Source organism: Halopenitus salinus (assembly GCF_055397165.1).
Genome location: NZ_AP043853.1, coordinates 876,078 through 896,473 on the forward strand (window position 1 = coordinate 876,078; position 20,396 = coordinate 896,473).

22 protein-coding genes are annotated in these 20,396 nt (G+C 62.3%); 11 read left to right on the forward strand and 11 right to left on the reverse strand.

All coding sequences use genetic code 11. From position 1 onward, the window contains the following. Positions 1–86: 86 nt before the first annotated feature. On the forward strand, positions 87–254 hold the full coding sequence (locus ACZ5YD_RS06150; protein WP_379745683.1) for an FmdB family zinc ribbon protein: 168 nt from the start codon (positions 87–89) through the stop codon (positions 252–254). A 178-nt stretch (positions 255–432) separates the two neighbouring features. On the opposite strand, the gene ACZ5YD_RS06155 is transcribed toward ACZ5YD_RS06150, so the two are convergent. Further along, positions 433–870: a PIN domain-containing protein gene (locus tag ACZ5YD_RS06155; RefSeq protein WP_379745680.1), complete on the reverse strand. Its 438-nt coding sequence runs from the start codon at positions 868–870 to the stop codon at positions 433–435. Next, positions 867–1,163, reverse strand: a complete 297-nt coding sequence (locus tag ACZ5YD_RS06160; RefSeq protein ID WP_379745677.1) for an AbrB/MazE/SpoVT family DNA-binding domain-containing protein — start codon at positions 1,161–1,163, stop codon at positions 867–869. Before ACZ5YD_RS06160 ends, ACZ5YD_RS06155 begins: the two co-directional genes overlap by 4 nt. A gap of 292 nt (positions 1,164–1,455) precedes the next feature. Between ACZ5YD_RS06160 and ACZ5YD_RS06165 the strand changes: the two genes are divergently transcribed. From ACZ5YD_RS06165 to ACZ5YD_RS06185, 5 genes are all read left to right on the forward strand, one after another. Next, positions 1,456–1,632 (forward strand): hypothetical protein, encoded by a 177-nt coding sequence (locus ACZ5YD_RS06165; protein WP_379745674.1) that lies wholly within the window; start codon positions 1,456–1,458, stop codon positions 1,630–1,632. A 104-nt stretch (positions 1,633–1,736) separates the two neighbouring features. Next, positions 1,737–1,928 (forward strand): hypothetical protein, encoded by a 192-nt coding sequence (locus tag ACZ5YD_RS06170; protein WP_379745671.1) that lies wholly within the window; start codon positions 1,737–1,739, stop codon positions 1,926–1,928. Continuing rightward, complete coding sequence (locus ACZ5YD_RS06175; RefSeq protein ID WP_379745668.1) at positions 1,925–4,195, forward strand: amino acid permease; 2,271 nt, start codon at positions 1,925–1,927, stop codon at positions 4,193–4,195. Before ACZ5YD_RS06170 ends, ACZ5YD_RS06175 begins: the two co-directional genes overlap by 4 nt. 111 nt (positions 4,196–4,306) lie before the next feature. After that, positions 4,307–4,555 carry a hypothetical protein gene (locus tag ACZ5YD_RS06180; RefSeq protein WP_379745665.1) on the forward strand — a complete coding sequence of 83 codons (249 nt, stop codon included), beginning with the start codon at positions 4,307–4,309 and terminating at the stop codon, positions 4,553–4,555. Continuing rightward, positions 4,552–4,947, forward strand: coding sequence for a PIN domain-containing protein (locus ACZ5YD_RS06185; protein ID WP_379745662.1), 396 nt, complete (start codon positions 4,552–4,554; stop codon positions 4,945–4,947). Before ACZ5YD_RS06180 ends, ACZ5YD_RS06185 begins: the two co-directional genes overlap by 4 nt. A 244-nt stretch (positions 4,948–5,191) precedes the next feature. On the opposite strand, the gene ACZ5YD_RS06190 is transcribed toward ACZ5YD_RS06185, so the two are convergent. Both ACZ5YD_RS06190 and ACZ5YD_RS06195 read right to left on the reverse strand, forming a co-directional pair. Continuing rightward, the gene (locus ACZ5YD_RS06190) at positions 5,192–5,482 is read right to left on the reverse strand and encodes a UPF0175 family protein (RefSeq protein WP_379745659.1); all 291 of its coding nucleotides are present in this window, start codon (positions 5,480–5,482) and stop codon (positions 5,192–5,194) included. Positions 5,483–5,724: 242 nt separating this feature from the next. Next, complete coding sequence (locus ACZ5YD_RS06195; RefSeq protein ID WP_379745656.1) at positions 5,725–6,750, reverse strand: Fic family protein; 1,026 nt, start codon at positions 6,748–6,750, stop codon at positions 5,725–5,727. Positions 6,751–7,690: 940 nt separating this feature from the next. Here ACZ5YD_RS06195 and ACZ5YD_RS06200 point away from each other — a divergent pair. Continuing rightward, on the forward strand, positions 7,691–9,106 hold the full coding sequence (locus ACZ5YD_RS06200; protein WP_379745653.1) for an ATP-binding protein: 1,416 nt from the start codon (positions 7,691–7,693) through the stop codon (positions 9,104–9,106). Between the two features lie 245 nt (positions 9,107–9,351). After that, positions 9,352–9,756: a MarR family transcriptional regulator gene (locus tag ACZ5YD_RS06205; protein ID WP_379745650.1), complete on the forward strand. Its 405-nt coding sequence runs from the start codon at positions 9,352–9,354 to the stop codon at positions 9,754–9,756. 380 nt (positions 9,757–10,136) lie between these two features. On the opposite strand, the gene ACZ5YD_RS06210 is transcribed toward ACZ5YD_RS06205, so the two are convergent. The 7 genes from ACZ5YD_RS06210 to ACZ5YD_RS06240 all read right to left on the reverse strand — a co-directional run bounded on the left by ACZ5YD_RS06210 (position 10,137) and on the right by ACZ5YD_RS06240 (position 14,882). Beyond that, entirely contained in the window at positions 10,137–10,538 is a 402-nt protein-coding gene (locus ACZ5YD_RS06210) for a hypothetical protein (RefSeq protein WP_379745647.1), read from the reverse strand. Continuing rightward, positions 10,535–10,813, reverse strand: a complete 279-nt coding sequence (locus ACZ5YD_RS06215) for an AbrB/MazE/SpoVT family DNA-binding domain-containing protein (protein ID WP_379745645.1) — start codon at positions 10,811–10,813, stop codon at positions 10,535–10,537. The genes ACZ5YD_RS06210 and ACZ5YD_RS06215 overlap by 4 nt, the downstream gene beginning before the upstream one ends. A gap of 104 nt (positions 10,814–10,917) precedes the next feature. Beyond that, the gene (locus tag ACZ5YD_RS06220; protein ID WP_379745642.1) at positions 10,918–12,222 is read right to left on the reverse strand and encodes an RNA-guided endonuclease InsQ/TnpB family protein; all 1,305 of its coding nucleotides are present in this window, start codon (positions 12,220–12,222) and stop codon (positions 10,918–10,920) included. A gap of 19 nt (positions 12,223–12,241) precedes the next feature. Next, entirely contained in the window at positions 12,242–12,745 is a 504-nt protein-coding gene (locus ACZ5YD_RS06225) for a hypothetical protein (RefSeq protein ID WP_379745640.1), read from the reverse strand. Beyond that, positions 12,636–12,998: a MarR family transcriptional regulator gene (locus tag ACZ5YD_RS06230; protein WP_379745637.1), complete on the reverse strand. Its 363-nt coding sequence runs from the start codon at positions 12,996–12,998 to the stop codon at positions 12,636–12,638. Before ACZ5YD_RS06230 ends, ACZ5YD_RS06225 begins: the two co-directional genes overlap by 110 nt. A 61-nt stretch (positions 12,999–13,059) precedes the next feature. Continuing rightward, positions 13,060–14,343: an RNA-guided endonuclease InsQ/TnpB family protein gene (locus ACZ5YD_RS06235; RefSeq protein ID WP_379801145.1), complete on the reverse strand. Its 1,284-nt coding sequence runs from the start codon at positions 14,341–14,343 to the stop codon at positions 13,060–13,062. 245 nt (positions 14,344–14,588) lie between these two features. Then, on the reverse strand, positions 14,589–14,882 hold the full coding sequence (locus ACZ5YD_RS06240; RefSeq protein ID WP_379746045.1) for a hypothetical protein: 294 nt from the start codon (positions 14,880–14,882) through the stop codon (positions 14,589–14,591). 347 nt (positions 14,883–15,229) lie between these two features. Between ACZ5YD_RS06240 and ACZ5YD_RS06245 the strand changes: the two genes are divergently transcribed. From ACZ5YD_RS06245 to ACZ5YD_RS06255, 3 genes are all read left to right on the forward strand, one after another. Further along, positions 15,230–16,612 carry an ATP-binding protein gene (locus ACZ5YD_RS06245; RefSeq protein WP_379746048.1) on the forward strand — a complete coding sequence of 461 codons (1,383 nt, stop codon included), beginning with the start codon at positions 15,230–15,232 and terminating at the stop codon, positions 16,610–16,612. 321 nt (positions 16,613–16,933) lie between these two features. Further along, the gene (locus tag ACZ5YD_RS06250; RefSeq protein WP_379746051.1) at positions 16,934–17,815 is read left to right on the forward strand and encodes a hypothetical protein; all 882 of its coding nucleotides are present in this window, start codon (positions 16,934–16,936) and stop codon (positions 17,813–17,815) included. A 74-nt stretch (positions 17,816–17,889) separates the two neighbouring features. Further along, positions 17,890–20,385, forward strand: coding sequence for a hypothetical protein (locus ACZ5YD_RS06255; RefSeq protein WP_379746054.1), 2,496 nt, complete (start codon positions 17,890–17,892; stop codon positions 20,383–20,385). Positions 20,386–20,396 lie beyond the last annotated feature (11 nt).

Below are 20,396 nucleotides of genomic sequence, written 5' to 3' on the forward strand. Positions count from 1 at the left end.
GATATTTCGGCTTCACGGGTCACTCGCTGTTCGACTGACACAGTCTCGCGCCGGTCATAAGCGTCTCCCGCCGCCAGTATTCGGTGATGTCCGTAATCGACACCGTCAAGGAGGCGATCGGCGTCGAGGACGACACGCCGAGCTACCGCTGTGAGGACTGTGGAACGGAGTTCGACTCCGAGGCCGACCTCGATTCGTACTGGTTCGGCTGTCCGGAGTGTGAGTCCACCGATGCCGAACGGATCGAGGAGTGAACTCACGCGTCGGACGGCGCTTGGACGTGGACATGGGGAGTTCGTGAACGATCGACAATCCGTGAACGACATCGATGCAGATTGACTGCTGTGCGATGACCAAGTCGGTGGTCGGTTCAGTCGGATCGACGGCGACTTCGCGATCGCTTCGACGCCGCGGAGGAACATCACCTGCCGATTACACGCCGTGTTCGCGAAACCGGCACACGTCGACCGCGACCGGAAGATCCTCGAAGTCGTCGTCACCGCCGACGACGAGCGTCGCATCCCGTTCGTGGGCGAGCGCAACGGCGTATGCGTCGGCAAGCGAGATCCGACCGTGGGACTTCACCTCCGCCGCCAGGCGCCAGTCGGCCGGCTCGATAGTCACTCCCTGCCGGTCGAGCGCACGGACGTCTCGATCCGCCTCGCGGAGCGAGACGGCGGTCGGAGCGTCCTCGACACCTTCGAACCGGGCGACGAGATAGAACACCTCGCTGGCGTTCGTCTCCGAAATGGCGCCGGGCGACTCCTCCGAAAACACCTCGTCGAGAAGTGCTGCGACGGTCTCGTGGCCAGGCTCGTTGTAGAGGTAGGCGAGGATCGCCTCGGTATCGAAGACGTACCCTCCGGTCATTCGTGCTCCGACGGACGAAGTCGTTCGACTCGCTCCGCTTCACGGCGGCGCTCGTCCGCTTGCAGCTCACGAACTCGCTTCAGTACGGCGCCGGGTTCGTGGTCCCCGGCGTGGATCCCGTGTAGCTCCTCGGGCGACGGCACCGGCTCGATGACGATGCGGCCCCGTTCCTCGTAGACGAACACCTCACCGGGCGTCTCGATCCCGAACTTCTCCCGCAGTCGCTTCGGGATCGTGGCCTGTCCCTTGCGTGAGACGCGTACTACAGTCGGATCCCTCGAACTACTCGACATATTCAGTAATACGTTTAGTTTAGAGTAATACAAACGTTTCGGAGTACAACATCAGCGGGCCCGAATCGACGCCCAGGTGGGCGTGGCACAAACGAACGACGCGACGTCTCACCGCGCTGCGATGTCGATTCCGCATTGTATTGGTCGACGGATGCGGAATCGTCGACCACTCGAGCGTCGCCCGTTCGAGTTCGATCGACGACGCGGGATCGAGGACCGCCAGATCGTCAACGCCCGAGTCCGGAGCAGGTGCCTACCAAGTGTTAACTGGGTGGCCACGCTTGCAATCACCATGCACGCGACGTTACGTCACGTCGACGACGCCCCCGAGACGGGCCGCGATCGTCGCTTCGCCTCCGAGTTCGACCTCGGGAGCGACGCTCGCCGGTCTCGAGACGAAACGGTCCCGGTCGACTCCGTCCGGGTCCTCGAGACGGCTCCACGGCAGGGCGCTGGCATCGGCCGGTGACCCGCCTCGATCGACACCTCATCGGGTCCCGTCCCGATCCCGGGGGGCCTCACCGGGGCCCCCCTCGTTGGGACGGTCGTCCCGGCGCGAACGAATCGGTCGGTGTGATCTCGGCGGTCGGTGCGGTCCAGTCGCTTGGTGCGGTCCAGTCGTTTGATGCGATCTCTGCGTTTGATGTGCTCCAGTCGTCCGGCGTGTTCTCGAAGACGTGGTCCGGCGTGTTCTCGAAGACGTGGTCCGGCGTGTTCTCGACGATCGGCTCTCTGGCGGCGGCGTTCGGCGGTGATCCGCGATGAGCGGCCGCACCGACGACGAGGAGCTCGCGAAGGACCTGGGACCCCTCGCGGCGTTGACCATTGGCGTCGGGACGATGATCGGGGCGGGGATCTTCGTGTTGCCGGGGGAGGCCGCGGCGGTCGCCGGGCCGCTCGTCGCGGCGTCGTTCGTGGTCGGCGGGGTCATCTCGCTTTTCACGGCGCTGTCCGCGAGCGAGCTCGGGACGGCGATGCCGAAGGCCGGCGGGAGCTACTACTACGTCAACCACGCCCTCGGGCCGCTGTTCGGGTCGATCGCGGGCATGGGTAACTGGATCGGCCTGGCGTTCGCCTCCGCGTTCTACATGCTCGGGTTCGGCAGCTTCCTCATCGAACTCGTCGCCCTCCCCGCGGTGAGCCTCGGCCCCCTCGCGCTCTCGCGCACGCAGGTCGCCGCGCTCGTCGCCGGCGCGGCCTTCGTCGGCGTGAACTACGTGGGCGCCAAGGAGACCGGACGCCTGCAGAACGTCATCGTCATCCTGCTCGTGGTCATCCTGACGGCCTTCTCGATCCTGGGCGCGCTCACCGCCGACCTCTCGACGCTGCGGCCGTTCGCGCCCCAGGGGTACGACGCGCTGTTGCCCGGGACCGCGCTCGTGTTCGTCTCGTACCTCGGGTTCGCGAAGATCACGACCGTGGCCGAGGAGATAAAGAACCCCGGGCGGAACCTCCCGCTCGCCATCGTCGGGTCGGTCGTCATCGTGACCGTCATGTACGCGATCATCATGGTCGTGTTGATGGGGGTGATAAACTGGGAACTCCTCGCGGACTCGCGGACCCCCGTGATCGACGTCGCGGAGGTGGCCTTCGGCGACGTCCTCGGGCTGGCGGCCGTCGGCGGCGGGCTCGTCCTCTTCGCCGGCCTGCTCGCGACCGCCTCCTCGGCCAACGCGTCGATCCTCGCGTCCTCGCGCATCAACTTCGCGATGGGGCGCGACCGGCTCATCACCGCGTGGCTCAACCGGATCCACCCGCGGTTCGCCACGCCCTACCGGTCGATCGCGATCACCGGCGCGTTGATCCTGGGCTTCACCGCGGTCGGCAACGTCGAGACGCTGGCGAAGGCCGGCAGCGTCCTCCACCTCGTCGTCTACGGCCTGTTGAACCTCGCGCTCATCGTCATGCGCGAGGCGGACGCGCCCGGGTACGACCCCGACTTCACGGTGCCGTTCTACCCGGTCGTGCCGATACTCGGCGCCGTCACCTCCTTCGGGCTGATCGCGTTCATGCGGCCGATCGAGATCGCCTTAGCCGGCGGGTTCGTCGCCTTCGGGGTCGTCTGGTACCTCGTGTACGCCCGCTCGCGGGCCGACAAGAAGGGGATCCTCGGGAAGTACGTCCTCGAGCGCTCCGACAGCATGCCCGACAGCGTGGTCTCGGCGGCCGCGGGCCTCCAGCCCGACGGCGGCCGGTTTCGCGTGATGGTCCCGCTCGCCAACCCCCAACACGAGGAGGCGCTCATCACGCTCGCCAGCGCGGTCGCCGACCGCCACGACGGCGTGGTCGACGCCGTCCACATCGTGACGGTCCCCGACCAGACGTCGCTCGAGTACGCCGCCGACCACCTGGAGGAGCACGAGGAGAACTACCACGAGGTGCTCGACCAGGCCCGCCGCGACGCCGAGACCTTCGGCGTCGACGTCGAGACGCACACCATCGTCTCCCACCGCGGGTTCGCGGAGATCTTCGACGCGGCGCGCGACCACGACGCCGACCAGGTCGTCATGGGGTGGGGCCGCGGCTCCCACGGGCAGCCGGGGCGCATCGAGGGTGCCGTCGACGAGATGGTCGGCGAGCTGCCGTGTGACTTCCTCGTGCTCCGGGACCGCGAGTTCGACCCCTCGCGAATCCTGTTGCCCACGGCGGGCGGCCCGGACACCGACCTCGGCGCGGAGGCCGTCCGGATCCTCCGGGACCGCTACGACGCCGACCTCACGCTCCTCCACGTCGCCGACGAGGGCGAGCGCGAGGCGGGCGAGGCGTTCCTCCGGGAGTGGGCCGCCGAACACGGCTTCGGCGACGAGGGGGTCACCCACCGGGTCGAGACCGGCGACGTCGAGGACGCGATCCGGCTGGCCGCCACGGACGCGACGCTCGTCGCGATCGGCGCCAGCGAGCGGGGGCTGTTCCCCCGGCTCATCCACGGGAGCGTCGTGGCGGACGTCGTCGACGACGTCGACTGCTCCGTCCTCCTCGCCGAGCGGGCACGTCAGGCCGGGCTCCTCGCCCGGCTCTTCGGCGACCGGTGAGGAGGCGGATGGCGGACAACGCCACACGTTAGCCGGTCGCCGACGCACGCCCTCCAAATCACTAGGATACCCGCCGTAAGACTCTTAGACTCATATATCCCAATATATCGCATGGTCAAAACCATTCGCGTCTCGGAGGACTACCACGAGTGGCTGACCGCACACAACGAACCCGGCGAGACGATGGAGGAGACGCTTCGCCGAATGACGCGCGGTCCGCATCCCGAGGACGTCGCCGGCCTGCTGACGGAGGCGGAAGCCGACGCAGCCAAAGAGGCGATACAGGATCTTCGCGGCCGTGACCGCGATCGGCTCAGTACCGCCCGCCGCGCCTTCGACGACGGAGACCACGACAAGTGATCCTCGACTCCTCGTACCTCTTCGATCTGATGGCGGGGGATCCGGACGCGTTCTCGAAAGGTGCGGAACTCGTCGCGGACGGCGAGATGCAGTGGCTCCCGACGCCGGTCGTCGCGGAGACCTACTACGGCGTCGCCACGGCGCGGAGCGACACGACCGAACAGGAGGTACGCAACCGTCTCCTGGGGTACCCCCGAATCGACGTCGACGAGGAGATCGCACGGCGGGCCGGCGCCCTCCTCGCGGAGGCGGACGATCATGCCGGAAAGAACGCCGGCATCGGGGCGAACGACGCGTACATCGCCGCGATGGCCGACGTCCTCGATGACGCGGTACTCACGGCGAACATGGAGGACTTCGAAGCATTGGGCGTGGCGGTCGAGACCTACTGAGTCCGATCAGCACGCGGGACGCGGTGTGGGTCGTGGGAAATTCACGATCGCCTTCGGCGCCGTCGTGAGCCCGTAGCGGTACCCGATTCGATCGACGTCGTGACTCAACAGTCGCCAGTTAACCCCCCCGCCTAAAGACGGGGGTATGCGCTCGTATCACGCACGACACCTGGAGGTGCTGGACGAGCGTGAGTCGATCGACCTTCGCGAGGTAGATGAGCGGCGTCGCGTCGAAGACCCGCATTCACAGTGCCTCGAGATCCGCGTCGAGATGGTCGTCCGCCACCCAGGTGATGTCACGGTCCTTGGCGAGGTGCGCGAAGTCCCAGACGGACATCCCCGCCAGCTCTGCCGCTTTACTGAACGTGATCGATCCGGCCGCAAGTTGGTCGAGCGCTCGTTCGCGACGCCACTCCTCGAGACCCTCGGAGAGGAGCTTTCGAACGGCCGTACTCCGGTCGAGGTTCTCCTCTTCGAGATACGCGTCGAGCTCGGCCTCCAACTCGTCGGGCACGCGTGCCGAGATCGTTCCCATACTTTTCACAATGTATGCAACGTATACAAATACGTCGGCGTCAAGCACCGATTTCCCAACGGCGGTCAACGGTGATACATCGCTTTATCAGACAATCGACTACATCTGGGTATTCCATGTCGGTGCTACTCGAGGACCACGATCCCGACCTCTCCCTCAGCACCATCCACTCTCTGGGCTGGGACGTTGTCTTCGGGGTGTGCAACACGCAAGTCGAACAGCAAGGGTCTCGATCGCTCCGACTACGGCGATTCGACGACGCGAAGGATGTCCGGCGCTTCATAGACTCGATAGCGTTCGGAATCCGAGATCTCATCGACGATCCCCTCCGTTTCGAGCGCCTCGATCGCGTCGTAAACGGCCTGCCGTGAGCGGCCCGTCGCCTCGATCGCTCGTGGCGCCGTCAGATACGGTTCCTCGAAAACGTAATCGATCACATCTCTCGCAACAGGCCGATTCGGGAATAGTGAGTGATAGTCAGCACGGAGCGACTGCAGCTCCACACCACAGTCATACGCATCGATCGCCTGCTCGGCGATCGCATTAAGCACGAACGTGATCCACTGCTCCCAGGCTCCGTCGCTACTCACAGCGAGTAAATAGTCGAGGTACTGCTGTCGATGACGATTGAAGTACGCACTCAAATACAGATAGGGCTCCGGTAACAGCCCTGCGTCGTACAGTTGGAGCATCATCAACAGGCGCCCAAGCCGACCGTTTCCGTCTCGGAACGGATGGATCGTCTCGAACTGATAATGCGTGATCGCAACGTCGATCAGCGGTGGATACGAGCCCCGATTCATATACGAGACGAGTTGCTCTAAGAGGAGATCGACGGTGTCAGGATTGGCCGGAATGAAGCGGGCTGTCGCAGCCGACCCATCCGGTGAGCCGATGTAGACCGGCACATCCCGGAGCTGCCCGGGGTGTTCCTCGACCCCGCGGACATCACTGAGCAACGTTTCGTGAAGGTCACAGATCATCGTGACGGAGAGCTGATCACCGGCTGCCAATCGATCGAATCCCTCCCGTATTGCGTCGACGTAGTTGTATGCCTCACGAACGTCGGTTGAATCGGCAGCAGATCGTTGCGGGGAGGTATCGATGTCGTGGAGGATGATGTCCGACACCGTCACGTTCGTCCCCTCGATCTGTGAGCTCATCGCGGCTTCTCGAACCACGAACGGCGCGATCAGCAGGTTCTCGTTGTCCACGTTCCGGTGCAACGTTGCAAGTCGACCGAGCGCATACTGGGCATCGCCGTACACCCGCAACACGTCGTCGGTGTACTCGATCGACGGCGGGAGACTCTCGGGACGATAACACGGAAGCCCATCGTACGGGTCGATCGTCCCCGGCCCCTGTTCAAATCGTTCGGCATCCATTTTGACTTAGAGATAGTCCTACCCCCTCCTAAGTCTATTGCATTGCCTTTTGATAGATTTATCGAGATGTATTGAGGATTTAAATCAACACATAAGCGATCATCTAGACTTACGCAACCTACCTGAGTGACCGTCCTCGACGACTCGGGATGATCCCTCGCTTCTCAACCACACGACTGCGGGAGGGTCCGTTTCCCAACTCAAGCGGTCGGACGTCCGCCGGTTCGAGTTCGATCGACGACACGGGATCGAGGGTCGCGAGACCGTCGACGGCCGTTTCCGGGGCGGTGACTCGAAGCGTCGCGGCGCCAATTCGGCCTCAATCGTCGTGCCGGTTCGTTCGATCATCTTCGTGGCGGCCTCGCGATCGCCTTCGACGCCACGGAGGAGCGTCATCTGTCCTCGGAGATCCGGAGTAGTTGTGACAGTGCAATCAGTCACCCCGCTATTTTGATTTAGCACCAAAAATGCCAATAGCAGATCCGCACGCGGCCACGTGAACCCTTCTCGAGGACCGACCGGAGCTGGCCGACGTTCGTCAACTACCCCACCCTACTCGCTTCCTTCGCTAGCGCTTCGGTCGCTCCTTGCGGAAGGAGACTCCGCGCTACCGCTTCAGTTGAACCAGCCTGATCCGATACCCGGTACGACCACTTCTCCGGTCAGGTCGGCTACATCGCGATCGAGGAACTCGACATTGAGGCCGATCCGAACCACTGGTATGACTAGGATAATATTATCGTGTGCATAAGTATAGTCTAGACTATAATAGTTTCACTTCCAACTCCGGGAGGTATATGTATCACCCGCACCGACAGGAGGTATGAACCAGTTCGTCGATCGGGCCGATGAACTCGATCGGTTACAGACGCTCTATGGGAGCGACGCTGCGGAACTCGCAGTCATCTATGGGCGCCGCCAGATCGGCAAGAGCGCACTCGTTCGTCGATCGATCGCCGACCGCGACGATGCCGTGTACTACCAGGCAGTCCACGGGACGGCGACGACACAGCTCAGTCGGTTCGTCGAGGCAGCAGCGACGACCTATCCGGACGTCACCGCCGTCAAAGAGGAGTGGGAACCACTCCTCACGTATCTCACCGACAGGGACGCGGTCATCGTCATCGACGAATTCCCGTACCTCATCGAATCGAACGAGGGGCTTCCCTCGGTCATTCAACACCTGTGGGATACAGCCGTCGACGAGAGCCGGGCAACGCTCGTCCTCACGGGCTCTGCGATCGGGATGATTCATACCCACGTCCTCGATGGTGGCGCGCCGCTCTACGGGCGCGTGTCCCAAACGCCGAACGGTCGCATCGAACTCACCCAGCTGCCGTTTCGCTCCATCCAAGAATTCGTCCCGACGTACGATCCCGAAGAACGGGTGTTCATCTATGGCGTCTTCGGGGGCACCCCTCGATATCTCAGCCCGCTCGATCCAGCACGGAGTCTCGGAGAGAACATCACGCGACTGCTTTGCGATCCGGATGGCCCACTCCACGACGAGCCCGAAACTGTCCTCCAGATGGAACTTACCGAGGTGAACACGTATTTCTCCGTGCTGGAGTCGATGGCCAGCGGGAACCGGAGTCGAAACGAGATCGCCCAGGGAGCCGGCATCGCGAGTACCAACACGTCGTACTACTTCGACCGGCTGGAAACGCTCCGGATCATCGAGAAACACCATCCGGCATTCGCCGATCCGGCGCGCAGCAAGCGGACTCGGTACCGGATTCGAGATCCCGTGTTCCGGTTTTATTTCCGGTATCTCTACGGCCGCGAGGGGCAGTACGAACTCTACGGCGAGAACGCCTACGCGGATCTCATCGAACCGACAGTGTCCGACTTCGTCAGCGAAACGTTCGAATCGCTGTGTCACCAGGCGCTCCCGGCGCTCTATCCTGACGCCCAGCTCACACAGCTCCCACGCCAGTGGTGGTACAAGGGGCGGGAGATCGACATCGTCGCACCCACCGACGAGTCAACGGTGATCGCCGGGGAAGCGAAATTCACCACCACCCCCCTTGGATATGACGTGCTCGCGGGTCTCGAAGACGACGTGGAGCATATCGACTGGACGCCTCCCGGCGGTGGTGAGGCGACGTACGAATTCGCCTTGTTCAGCCGCTCCGGGTTCAAACGGTCCGTCGAGGAGGCTGCAAACGATCGTGGTGACCTCCGTCTCTTCGATCTGTCCGACGTCGTTGCGGTTCTCGAACGTCAAGACGACCGGTGATGCGCTCGGCCGTCGTCCGGTCGACGATTCCGATCGTGCTGCCGTCGATCGTCGCCGGTCGCCGTCGATCGCGATGCCGCCTGACCCAGTCCGATCGGCACGCGGCACGCGGTGTGTGAGTCGTCGAGGAGATCTCGAAATGCCCGCGTCTCGTGGTTTGTCCTCGATACACCCCTGAAGTGCCCTAAACATGCCTGAGAATTGGCCGAAATAGCTTTATCATACAATCGGCTACATCCGGGTACATGCCGGTACTACTCGAGGACCACGATCCCGACCTCTCGCTCAGACCGGGAACAACGAAGTCGGACATCGTGGCGTATCTGTATCGAAATCCCGAATGGGGATACTCCCCGCAAGAGGTCACGGAATCGCTCGAGATCCCTCGAGGGACCGCCACGACGACACTCAAACGCCTCTACGACGACGGCTACGTCGGAAAGACCGACGACGGGTACTACCACGCCCTCGACGAACGGACGGACGTCCGACGGTACGTTTCGAGTCTCAACCAGGTCGATCGAATGTTCGATCGCCACCGCAATGCGGATGTCACGCCCGAGGAACCCGAGAAACGAATCGGCGAGGGACGTACTGGCGAGGAACTCGAAACGGAGCTCGAAGAGTTGGAAGGCGGCAGTGGTGAGTGATCGCCTTCGACACCGCGGAGGAGCGTGACCTGCCCTCAAAGATTCGGAGTAGTTGTGACGGTGCAATCAGTCACCCCGCTATTTTGATTTAGCACCAAAAATGCCAATAGCTCCTCGTTCTCCTCGACGTCTCGCGCCATATCTCGTTCGCTCTCCCAATTCATCATGGGCGATGAGAATCGCTAGGAACGCAAATGCCTTCCTGTCGAATCGGATCTTCACACAGATTCAAGGAGGAATCCCTCGACTTTAGTCGTGGGTTACTGACCTTGACTGTCGTCACGACGGCCGGCATCGTGTACTTCTGGGGACTTTGAGCGAGGAATGCGGGCTCCCAGACGGGCATTCTTCTTGTTCTTCTCGACTCTCGAGATGGTGCGTCAGCGCCAGACGGTGTCCTCGCCGGAGAATTCCCTGTCTTTCGTAACGATCGCCTCGGTTCCGCGGACGCGGTGATTGGCGATGAGTAAGGCGTCGTGGAGCGTATAGTGGTCGAGAAGGCTCCCAAAGACCGCGAGGTCTTGTTCATCGGTCGGGGCGACCCGTACTGGCCCGTCGTTCACGAGCCCTCGCAGCACCGCGTTCGGAGTCGTGTCCACCTCGACGCCGGCGATCTCGCCGTTGTTGACGGCGGTCCAGATCGCTTCGCTGATGGCGATCGTCGGCGCTTCGACGACGTCGACACCCTGTTCAGCTCGCGTGAAGATCTCGTCCGCAGCCGATGGGAGTCGGTCGACGAGGTACCGAGCCATCGCCACCCCGTCGACGGTGTAACGTGTCACGGCTGCCACTCCGACCGGCGTTTTTCACGGATCTCGGATCCCATTTCTTCGGCCATCTCCTCTCGTTTCTCCTCGGGAACGTCGTCGTCGACGAGCATCCCGCGACCCGCCGATCGGGTCGTCTTCCGAACTCTGATGCCCTCCTCCGTCTTTTCCCATCGGAGTTCGTCACCCTCTTCGAGCCCGAATTCCTCGCGGAGTTCCTTCGGGATCGTAACCTGTCCCTTCCTCGTGATGCGAGTCGTCTTCCCCTCGTTGTCAGTGTCGGTGCTCACATCTAGTACTACGTGCCGTAGTACCTAAGACTGTTCCTCAATATCTGAGCCGTGTTCGAGTTGCCCGTAGAGATAGTACGAGCATACGATCGTGAACTCCCGTGTCAGTGACCCACGACTGAAGTCGTGGGCTTGTCGGTGGACTCCCCTTCTGCCGTCGATCTGACGGAGGCGATAAACTCGCCGTTCAGGTTCAGCGTCCCTGACGTCAGCGCACACTGACAGGGTGCGCCTCCATCCGAAGACGTCTGCCTCGAATGGAGTCGGTTCAACAGTTTCCGAGCAATGTTCTTGCTCGCGTTGTAGTCCGCGTTCAGTTCGTACTCGCACTTTTGACACACGAACTGGTGTTTCGATCGCCGATTCGTCTCGTGCGTAAATCCGCACTTCGAACACCGCTGGCTCGTGTACGCCGGACTCACCTGCTCGACCTCAATCCCCAACATCTCGGCTTTGTACTCCACGTACTCGTACAAGCGTCGGAACGCCCACGCATGGAATCGCTTTACGCCAGCCATTCGCTCGCGAATATCTGTCAAATTCTCGAAGGCGACGTGCGTACACCCGTGGTCGCGGGCTTCCTCGAGAATCTGGTTCGAGGCATAGTGGAGTTCGTCTTTCATCCAGCGGTGTTCTCGGTCGTTCATCGACTGAATCGACAGGTGTGCCGACCGTGTTCCTGCCTGTTGCATCGACCCGCGGGTCTTCTCGAACTCGCGGCGTCGATGATTCATCTCGTCGGCATTGCCGATGAACGCGCCCGTGGAAGTCACGGCGAGCGAGCCGTCCACGTTAAGATCGACGCCAAGGACTGTTCTGTGCTTGGCATCAGAAGACACAGCCGTGGACTGCTCGTGTTCGTCGCGTTCGGTGCGGCGCATTCGCGCGTGGAGGTAGAATGCTTCGGTCGAGCGGTCGTATTGGAGCGTGGACATCCGGAACTCATAGTCCTCGTTCAGCAGGTACTCACCGATCGGTGTGTCCTTGGGATCGTCAGGAATTACGTACGGGCACTCGACACGCCCGTTTATTGTTGACAGGGACACGTGGTCGCGGTGGAACGTCGCGCTGCGCTTGTCGTAGACGACGCTCCACGCGTCGAAGTGTGGTTGACGGGTGTTCTCGCCTTTCTTGAGTCGGGCAACACCACTTTTGGTAGCCTCGATAGCACGCCGGATTCCCTTCTGGACGAGGTTCGCAGTCAGCGCTGTTTCATCCCGAAGTCGTTCGTACAGAGCCTTCTCGGCTTCTTGTTTCGAGGTGACGCAGTACTCGTTCGGGTGTCTCCACGCCCACGCTGCGGTCGTGTTCGCACAGTGAAGAAACTGATCTTTCGTCTGATGGAGGTCGTTGCACCGCCCGTTGGGTACGTCGAGTTTGACTTTGACGGTGCGAATCGTCTCCACCATCCGTATTTCACATATTTATCTAGTTATTTATGAACTTATGGATGGTGTTGGGGAGTCGGGTGACTATCTCTCGTGGTTTGTTACGTGTAGTGTCGGATTCCTCCCACGGCTGAAGCCGTGGGCTTCCTCCTTGTTCCTCTGTGATCCGTCCCTGAGGATTCGCCACTACTCGGTGTTTGATGGTTCCAACCACCCACGGCGAACAGTACGACACGTTGTCCGGATCGCGGCCAGTCTCCCAGTCGTCACCCACCTCGTAGTTTGCGGGCAGATCGCTGGTCGTGAGCGCCACACAGATGTACTCCTCACCAGGATACGGCAAATTCCGGGCGGCAAGGACCAACCAGAGCCGAGGGTTCGATCCACGTCGGAACGGGTCGGGGGCCCAAAAGACGTCCCCCCTCCGGTACGGTTCACTCACGATCGTCCCGGGGATCAACCGCGTGCTCCTGCCACTCGTCGTACGCGAACGGCTCCTCCTCGTGACTCGCGGCGACGTCGTCCGCGTGAGCCGCCGCTGCATCCAGACTTCGGGCGTGGTCGCTGACCCGCCAGTAGATCCCCTTGTGATCGACGCGTCCCTCGTCCCGCAGTCGAGTGAGTGTCGGCCCGACGGAACCCTCGCTGATCCCGGTGGCCTCCACGATCTCGCTCTGGGTAAACGCTTCCGCCGAGTGCGCTTCGAGGAACGAAAGTACCTCGTGGGCGTTCGTTCCCGGGGTCGGGCCGTCCTCCGTCTCGGGGATCGATTCAAACCGATCGGCACTGATTGGCATCCTATTGTACTATTTGTATTAGATGTATTAATTCGTTCGGGTGGATGTAAACTACCCCACCCTACTCGCTCACGGCTTCGCCGTTCGCTTCGTTGAGGGTGGGGCTTTCGCGTGGACTCCCGTTCTGGCCATTGCTGGCAGGCTCGTACTCGCCGTTCACGTTCAACGTCCCGCGATTCAAGCGCACGTTTACGGGTGCGCCTCCGCTCGACGACGTTTGCGCCGAGCGGAGATGTTTCAGACCAATATTCTTCGCCGCGTTGTAGTCCGCGTGCGGTGAGTATCCGCACTTCAAACACTCAAACACGTCCTGCCCGTCCGACTTCGGGCGGTTGTTTTCGTGAGTGAAGCCACACTTCGAACACCGCTGGGAGGTGTAGGCGGGACTCACTTGTTCGACCGAGATCTCGACCACCTCGGCTTTGTATTCGACGTACTCGAACAGGCGTCGGAACGCCCACGCGTGGAACTTCTTTGCGCGAGGCATCCGTTCACGAATCCCCGTCAGGTTCTCGAACGCGATTACGTCACAGCCGTACTCGACGGCTTCGGCGACGAGTTCCTTCGAGACGGTGTGGAAGAAGTGGTCGTAGCGGCCCGTCTCAGTGCGTCCGACGGACTGGATAGTTTCGTGGGCGGCTCGTGTGCCACGCTGTTGAAGCGACCCGCGCCGCTTCTCGAACTCGCGGTGCCAATGGTTCAACTCCGACCCGTTCCAGAATGTACCCGTTGAGGTGACGGCGACGTTTTCGATACCGAGGTCAACGCCGAGGACTGTGCTGTGCCCGTCGTTGCCATCGTCGGCAGTCTCGAACTCCACGTCCGCCTTTGTGCGGACGTGAAGGTAGAACTCACCGTCGCGGTAGTGGAGTTCTCCGCCCGTCACTTCGTAATCGTCGTTGAACAGGTACTCCGAGTGGGGCGTTTCGCGATTCTCGTCGGGAAGGACGTACTCGGCGGTGATGCGTCCGTCGACGGTTGAGAGCGTCGCGTGGTCGTCGTTGAACGTCGCACACCGCTTATCGTAGACGAGCGTCGGAGCGGTGAAGTGCGGCTTCCCCGCGTAGTTACCTTGCTTCCAACGGGCAACCACACTCTGTATGGCGTCGGCAGCCTTGTTGCGGGCGTTCTGGACGAGATTCGCTTGCAGCCGCGTCTCTGCCCGCACGTCGTCGTAGGTTTCCCGTTGGAGATCGGCTTTACTCGTGGTCTTGTACTCGCCTTGCCACGCGTGGTCGACGACGTAGTTGGCGGCCCACAGGAACTCAGAGATGGTTTCGTGGAGGAGGTCGGCGTCGCTGTCGGCCACGTCGAGTTTGACGGGGACGGTGCGACGTACCTCCATCCGTACTTCAGATGTAAGTCTATGTTTTTATATTAGTAACGATTCAGAGAGGGGAGTCGGTGAGCCATCGAGCGTAGTTACTGTAGTACCGTGTCGGTTTCCTCTCCGACCTACTCGCTCGCTACGCTCGCTCCTTGAGGTCGGAGGCTCCACCTTGAATTACGCTCGAGGACGTTGGACGGAACGAGACACGAGCGATTTGGATACACGTCCTCCGTCGATCGAGACGACGTCTTCGCAAGCGACTATATTCGCGTTGGATCCGTGATGGATCCGGGATCGTCGACAACTCGAGCGTCCTCCCGTTCGAGTTCGATCGAGGACACGGGAGCGAGGGTCGCGAGATCGTCGACCGCCGATTCCGGGGCGGTGACTCGAAGCGTCGCGCGCCCTAATTCGGCCTCGATCGTCGCGCCGGTGCGTTCGATCGTTCTCGTGGCGGCCTCGCGATCGCCTTCGACGCCGAGCAGTAGCGTCACCGTCGTCTCGGCATCGCTCTCACGCAAACGCGCAACCGCCGGATCGATGTAGTCAGGCATTGATCGGTCCTCCGTCCCCATTTGGGGCAGTCGAATCCATGTGTACACACCAGGGCATCTGTTAATAGCCTTCCGTCCGTGGTGCTCGACTCCGCGATCGCGACGCACGGAGCTGGCCGGCGTCGGCGTCGACGTCGGTGCTGTCGACGTCGACGTCCGTGCGAGCGTGGCCCAGGCGATCGACGCGACGTCTTCGCAGGTGACCATTTCGAATCCGGGTCGGATTCGTCGATGGATCCGGGATCGTCGACCACTCGGACGTCCGCCCATCCGAGTTCGATCGACGACACGGGATCGAGGCCGATCCGAACAACTATTATGAACAGGATAATATGATCGTGTGCATAATGATAAACAGGGAGACGGAACTCGAGTGGATCACGTCACACCTCTCTCGGCCGGAGCGACAGCTCCTCGTCGTCTACGGCCGACGGCGGGTCGGGAAGACGACCCTGGTGACGACGGCGCTCGAGGCGCTCGAAGCCACGTCGGTGTACTACCTCTGTGACGAACGTGGCTCGAGACACAACGCCCGGCGGTTTGCAACGGCGTGCGCTGAGAGGTTCGACGACATCGCCCCGGACGTCGACGGGTTCGTCGACGCATTTCGGTACCTCACGGGGCGGGTCGAGGGACCGTGTGTGGTGGCGTTGGACGAATTCTCGTATCTGGTCGACGAGGACGACACGATCCCGTCGATGTTCCAGACCATCGTCGACGACGTGCTCGACGGGACCGACGTCTCTCTCGTGTTGTTGGGGTCCTCGATCTCGATGATGAAGGAGGGCGTGTTGAGCTACGAGAGTCCGCTGTACGGGCGACGAACCGGACAGTGGGAGCTCGCTCCGCTCCCGTTCGCGGACGTTCGTGCGTTCTTTCCGAACGACCATCTGGAGACACAGATCCAGCTCTACAGCGTTCTGGGCGGTGTTCCCGCGTACCTCGAACAGTTCGACCCGGACCGACGTCTGCTCGAGAACGTCGAGCAGGCGATCCTCTCGAAAGGGGCGTTCCTCTACGAGGAGCCGGAGTTCCTGTTGCGCCAGGAGCTCCATGAGCCCGCGACGTACATGGCGATCCTCGAAGCCATCGCCGGTGGCGCGACACGGGTCACCGAGATCGCCAACGAGATTGGCCGCGACGCGAGCAGCCTCTCCCGGTATCTCCAGAACCTCACGGGGTTGGCGATCCTCGAGCGCGAGCAGCCGGTGACGGACCCGAACGGCCGCGGGCTGTATCGATTGGCAGACGACTTCCTCCGGTTCTGGTTTCGGTACGTGGCGCCCAATCGGGGAACGCTCGAACAGGGACGGACGGCGCCAGTCCGGGCGGCGATCGACGAGACGCTCGCGACACACACGAGTCGGACCTTCGAGACCGTCTGTCAGCAGGCGGTTCAGACGCCCGCATTCCCCGTGTCCTGCTCTCGAGTCGGTCGCTGGTGGTACGATGGCGAGGAGATCGACGTCGTCGGCGTCAACCGAGACGTCGGCACCCTGTTTCTGGGGGAGTGCAAATGGACCACGGATCCCGTCGGTCGAGACGTGTTCGACGAGCTCACGGCGCTCGAGTCCGAGGTTCGGTGGCAGGGTACCGATCGGGAGGTCCACTACGCGGTATTCTCGCGAGCCGGGTTCACGGACGAGTTGCGGACGGTCGTCGACGAGCGATCTGACGCGTCGCTGTACGGGATCGCGGAGCTCGCGACCCTGTTCGACTCCGGTCGGTGAGCGGACTGTAGAGCACCTTGAGCGTCTGATTCCGAGGAGGAAACGGAAGTCACCACTAGGTAGATTCATGGTCCTATCAACCGTATCACACGTATGGTGAGAACGTGGCTTCGCTTCACGGTAGGTACCCTCCTCGTGATCGGGCTATTCGGTGGCATCGGACTCGTGGCAAGTGATTCGACCGACACACCGCGGATAGCCAGTCCGGTCGGAGAGGCATCCGCACAGTCAACCGATTTCGAAGCGTTGGCACCACGGGGTCGATGGAATTCCTCCACGGGCACTGGTGAAATCATTCTCGACAACGAGAGCTATTACACGGTGTTCCAGGGCGAAGCGGACATCCGGACGTGGCGTGATACCGCTGGAACGGATGTCACGGAAACCGTTCTGGAGGGCGAGACAGGACAGAACGAGGGGGAACCACTTCGGCTGTCGGGATCGATTCAGGCCGATCAGACGCCCGGCCGATACTCCGGGGAGGATCTGACAGTACGTGTGTTGGAGCCTCGAATCAGCAGCGTCACGCTCTACAACAGCGTCGGAACGGAACTCGACGACCCGTCCGAACTCCAGCGGGACGAATCGCTGTTGGTGATCGTCGACTGGAACTACGTCGAGGCCGAGGATCTCGAGGTCGACCTGGTCAGTCACGAGGAGAACGTCTCCATCGAGCGGGAAGTCCTCTCGACGAGTCCAACGGACGCACAATCCGATCGTCTCCCGGAAGCCGTCGACGAGGACGTTCTCGCACGGGAGGTCCAAGGCCGTGGAACGACGAACGATCGTACCGCCTACTGGTTGTTCGACTTCACGGACGTCGATGACGGAACGTACACGCTCCGTATCGAGGGAATCGACGATCTGACGACCGGCGAAGCGAGCGAATCCTTCCGCATCGACGTGGAAACGGCTGACACACCGACCCCGACCACATCACCAACGGACCCCGTCACGCCGACGGCGACACCACCCGATTCACCGACAGTAACCCCGACCACAACAGCCGAACAAACACCCACGGCAGAGCCCCCCACGGCGACGCCGTCACCGACGAGGAGCCCCACACAAACGGAGACAGCCACACCAACGGAGACCCCGACCGGGACGACGGCAGTTGAGGAGCCCGGATTCGGGCTCATCGTCACCGTCGTCGCTCTCGTCGTCGTATCAGTACTCGCAATTCGGTTCCTCCGTGACTGAGGATCCGCTAGCGGTCATCCCTTCGATGGCGGACAACGCCACACTTTAGCCGGTCGCCGACGCACGCCCTCCAAATGGCGGATGCGCACGCGGCCACGCGAACCCTTCTCGAGGACCGACCGGAGCTGGCCGAGACGGTCGCGGACGCGCTCGCGGTGGACGAGGGGGCGGACGCGCCCTGGACGTTCGCGGACGTGGACGCCGACTCGGGGGCCTTCGGCGAACTCGTCTCACACGGGATCGTCGAGAGCGAGGGCGACGGCTATCGCGTGTCCGACCCCGAGGCGGTCCGGAGTGCGCTCGAGGCGTTCGAGAGTGATGGGGACGGTGGCGATGGTGGTGCGGACGTGGCTTCCGGAGTGGACGATGGCGAGCGCGTGGGGATCGACGACGTGGCGATCGGAGATCGGATGCGGGCGTGGATCGGGGGGGTGACCGCGGACATGCATCGGGATCTGGCCACCGGGCTGGTGGCGGTCTTCGCGTACCTGTTCGTGATGCGGACCGTGACGTACACGAAGGTGTTCCGCGAGGACCGGGTCTTTCTGCCGAGCAACGATCCGTACCACTACCTCTACTGGACCGAGCAGCTGCTGGCGGCCGACATCGGGCTGTTCGAGATCGAGGCGATCTCGGAGGTGCTCGGTGGGCGGACCTCGGGGTATCCCCTCGTGTACACGATCGGGTGGGCGGCGACGAAGCTGTTCGGCGGCGGGGAGGTCGAGGCGGCCGCGGGGATCGTGGCGTGGATCCCGATCGTCTCGGCGTTGATCGTCGGGGGGTGTGTGTACCTGTACGCGATGTGGACGACCGGGGACGAGCGGATCGCGTTGGCCTCGGTGCTCGTGTTGGCGCTGTTACCGGGGCACGCGCTCTACTCCGGGATCGGCTTCTTCGATCACCACACGGTGGATTACACCTGGCTTGCATTGTCGATCCTCGGCGTGTTGTGGCTCTCGCGGTCGTTGGATCGCCACGACGTGGGCGAGTGGCGCTCGTACCTGCTCGCGCCGTCGACGATCGCGGTCGCGGGATTCGTCGGCGTGATCGTCGCGGCCATGGTCCACTCGTGGGGCGGCTCGCCGATCCTGCTCGTGGGGCTCGCGGTCTATCTGACGCTGCGGTCCGCCTCGGACATCCGGACCGACCGGAGTCCCCTGGTGGCGGGAACGCCCGTGATCGGGGCGTTGGTCGTCGGGTTCGTGCTGGCGTACCTGATGCACACGCGATACGGCTGGCAGGAGTCGATGGTGGTGTTCATGCCGCTTTTGGTCGCGTTCGGCGGGATCGTCGTGGTGGGGGCGGCGAGCGTGGTGCAGCGGTTGGAGTGGCATCCCGGGGTGCATCTCGGGGCGGCGGCGGCGAGCGTGGTGCCGCTTTGGTTCGGGTTCGCGTGGGCGCGGCCCGAGGATGCGGATCGGTTTCGACAGCGTGTGACGGAGAGCCTGTTGGGACGTGAGGGGATCGCCGAGACGCGATCGTTGTTCTCGGCAGACTTCGGATTCCTGTTCGGTCCCGTCGATCACTTCGGGTGGTTCCTGTTCGTCGCGCTGCCCGCGCTCGTGTGGATCGGGTGGCGATGCGTTCAGGACCATCGACCGGAATGGCTCGTGCTCTCGAGCTATGCGGTGAGCCTGCTCGGGTTCGCGTTCTTCCAGATCCGGTTTGCCGGCGAGGCGACCGCGGTTACGTCCGTGTTTGCGGGCGTCGGACTGGTGTACCTGTTGGGGAAGATCGACGCCGTCGAGCCGCCGACGATCACGGAGTCGGCTGGAGAGGATGGGGAGCAAGAATTGGGTCGTGAGACTGGAGAAAGCGACGATCGAACACGATTCGTGTGGTGGCCGGCGTCGATGTCGATCGGACGGGCCAGCACGATCGCGTTGGCGGTGATGTTGATCGGAAGTTTGAGTCTCTTTCTGGTCCCCGGGATCATGGATACGGTGGCGATCACGGATTCGGAAGCAGATGCTGCCGCGTGGATCGACGCGGACGCCGACGATCGGGAGGGGCCGAACTACGTGTTGAGTGATTGGGGTCGGAATCGAATGTACAACTACCAGGTGAGTGGTGGGGGAGATACGTACTGGTACGCACGAGACAATTATGAGGCGTTTTTGAACGATCCAAATCCAGACAGTCACTACGATCGGTTTTCGGGACGGGTTGGATACATCGCGATCGAGAACCTGAACGTCGACGCCGATCCAAGTACGACTTACGTACAGCTGTTCGAGCAGCACGGCAGCGCCTCGACGGCAACGAATGGGTCCGGCCACTTCCGGGTCGTTTACATCGCGGAAGGTGGCGAGGTCAAGGTGTTCCAGCCGGTACCGGGTGCCACGATCGCCGGCCAGAGTGAACCCGGGACGGACGTAAGTCTCGAGACGACAGTGACGGTCTCCGGTGAGGAATTCACGTACTCTCGGCAGAGAAGCGTGAACGAAAACGGAACGTACGCGGTTCGAGTTGCGTATCCGGGTGAGTACACGATCGAGAATGAATCGGTGCAGGTTTCGGAAACGGCAGTAGAGAACGGAACGCAGGTCACGTTTAACGAGGGAGCGTAAGGAGACGGGGT

Bases quoted from the DNA above. Each gene is read 5' to 3' on its own strand.
- ACZ5YD_RS06240 (WP_379746045.1), bottom strand. From the start codon at position 14,882: ATGCCTGACTACATCGATCCGGCGGTTGCGCGTTTGCGTGAGAGCGAT.
- ACZ5YD_RS06230 (WP_379745637.1), bottom strand. From the start codon at position 12,998: ATGCCAATCAGTGCCGATCGGTTTGAATCGATCCCCGAGACGGAGGAC.
- ACZ5YD_RS06205 (WP_379745650.1), top strand. From the start codon at position 9,352: ATGCCGGTACTACTCGAGGACCACGATCCCGACCTCTCGCTCAGACCG.
- ACZ5YD_RS06150 (WP_379745683.1), top strand. From the start codon at position 87: ATGTCCGTAATCGACACCGTCAAGGAGGCGATCGGCGTCGAGGACGAC.
- ACZ5YD_RS06155 (WP_379745680.1), bottom strand. From the start codon at position 870: ATGACCGGAGGGTACGTCTTCGATACCGAGGCGATCCTCGCCTACCTC.
- ACZ5YD_RS06160 (WP_379745677.1), bottom strand. From the start codon at position 1,163: ATGTCGAGTAGTTCGAGGGATCCGACTGTAGTACGCGTCTCACGCAAG.
- ACZ5YD_RS06180 (WP_379745665.1), top strand. From the start codon at position 4,307: ATGGTCAAAACCATTCGCGTCTCGGAGGACTACCACGAGTGGCTGACC.
- ACZ5YD_RS06175 (WP_379745668.1), top strand. From the start codon at position 1,925: ATGAGCGGCCGCACCGACGACGAGGAGCTCGCGAAGGACCTGGGACCC.
- ACZ5YD_RS06190 (WP_379745659.1), bottom strand. From the start codon at position 5,482: ATGGGAACGATCTCGGCACGCGTGCCCGACGAGTTGGAGGCCGAGCTC.
- ACZ5YD_RS06200 (WP_379745653.1), top strand. From the start codon at position 7,691: ATGAACCAGTTCGTCGATCGGGCCGATGAACTCGATCGGTTACAGACG.
- ACZ5YD_RS06165 (WP_379745674.1), top strand. From the start codon at position 1,456: ATGCACGCGACGTTACGTCACGTCGACGACGCCCCCGAGACGGGCCGC.
- ACZ5YD_RS06245 (WP_379746048.1), top strand. From the start codon at position 15,230: ATGATAAACAGGGAGACGGAACTCGAGTGGATCACGTCACACCTCTCT.
- ACZ5YD_RS06225 (WP_379745640.1), bottom strand. From the start codon at position 12,745: ATGCAGCGGCGGCTCACGCGGACGACGTCGCCGCGAGTCACGAGGAGG.
- ACZ5YD_RS06255 (WP_379746054.1), top strand. From the start codon at position 17,890: ATGGCGGATGCGCACGCGGCCACGCGAACCCTTCTCGAGGACCGACCG.
- ACZ5YD_RS06235 (WP_379801145.1), bottom strand. From the start codon at position 14,343: ATGGAGGTACGTCGCACCGTCCCCGTCAAACTCGACGTGGCCGACAGC.
- ACZ5YD_RS06220 (WP_379745642.1), bottom strand. From the start codon at position 12,222: ATGGTGGAGACGATTCGCACCGTCAAAGTCAAACTCGACGTACCCAAC.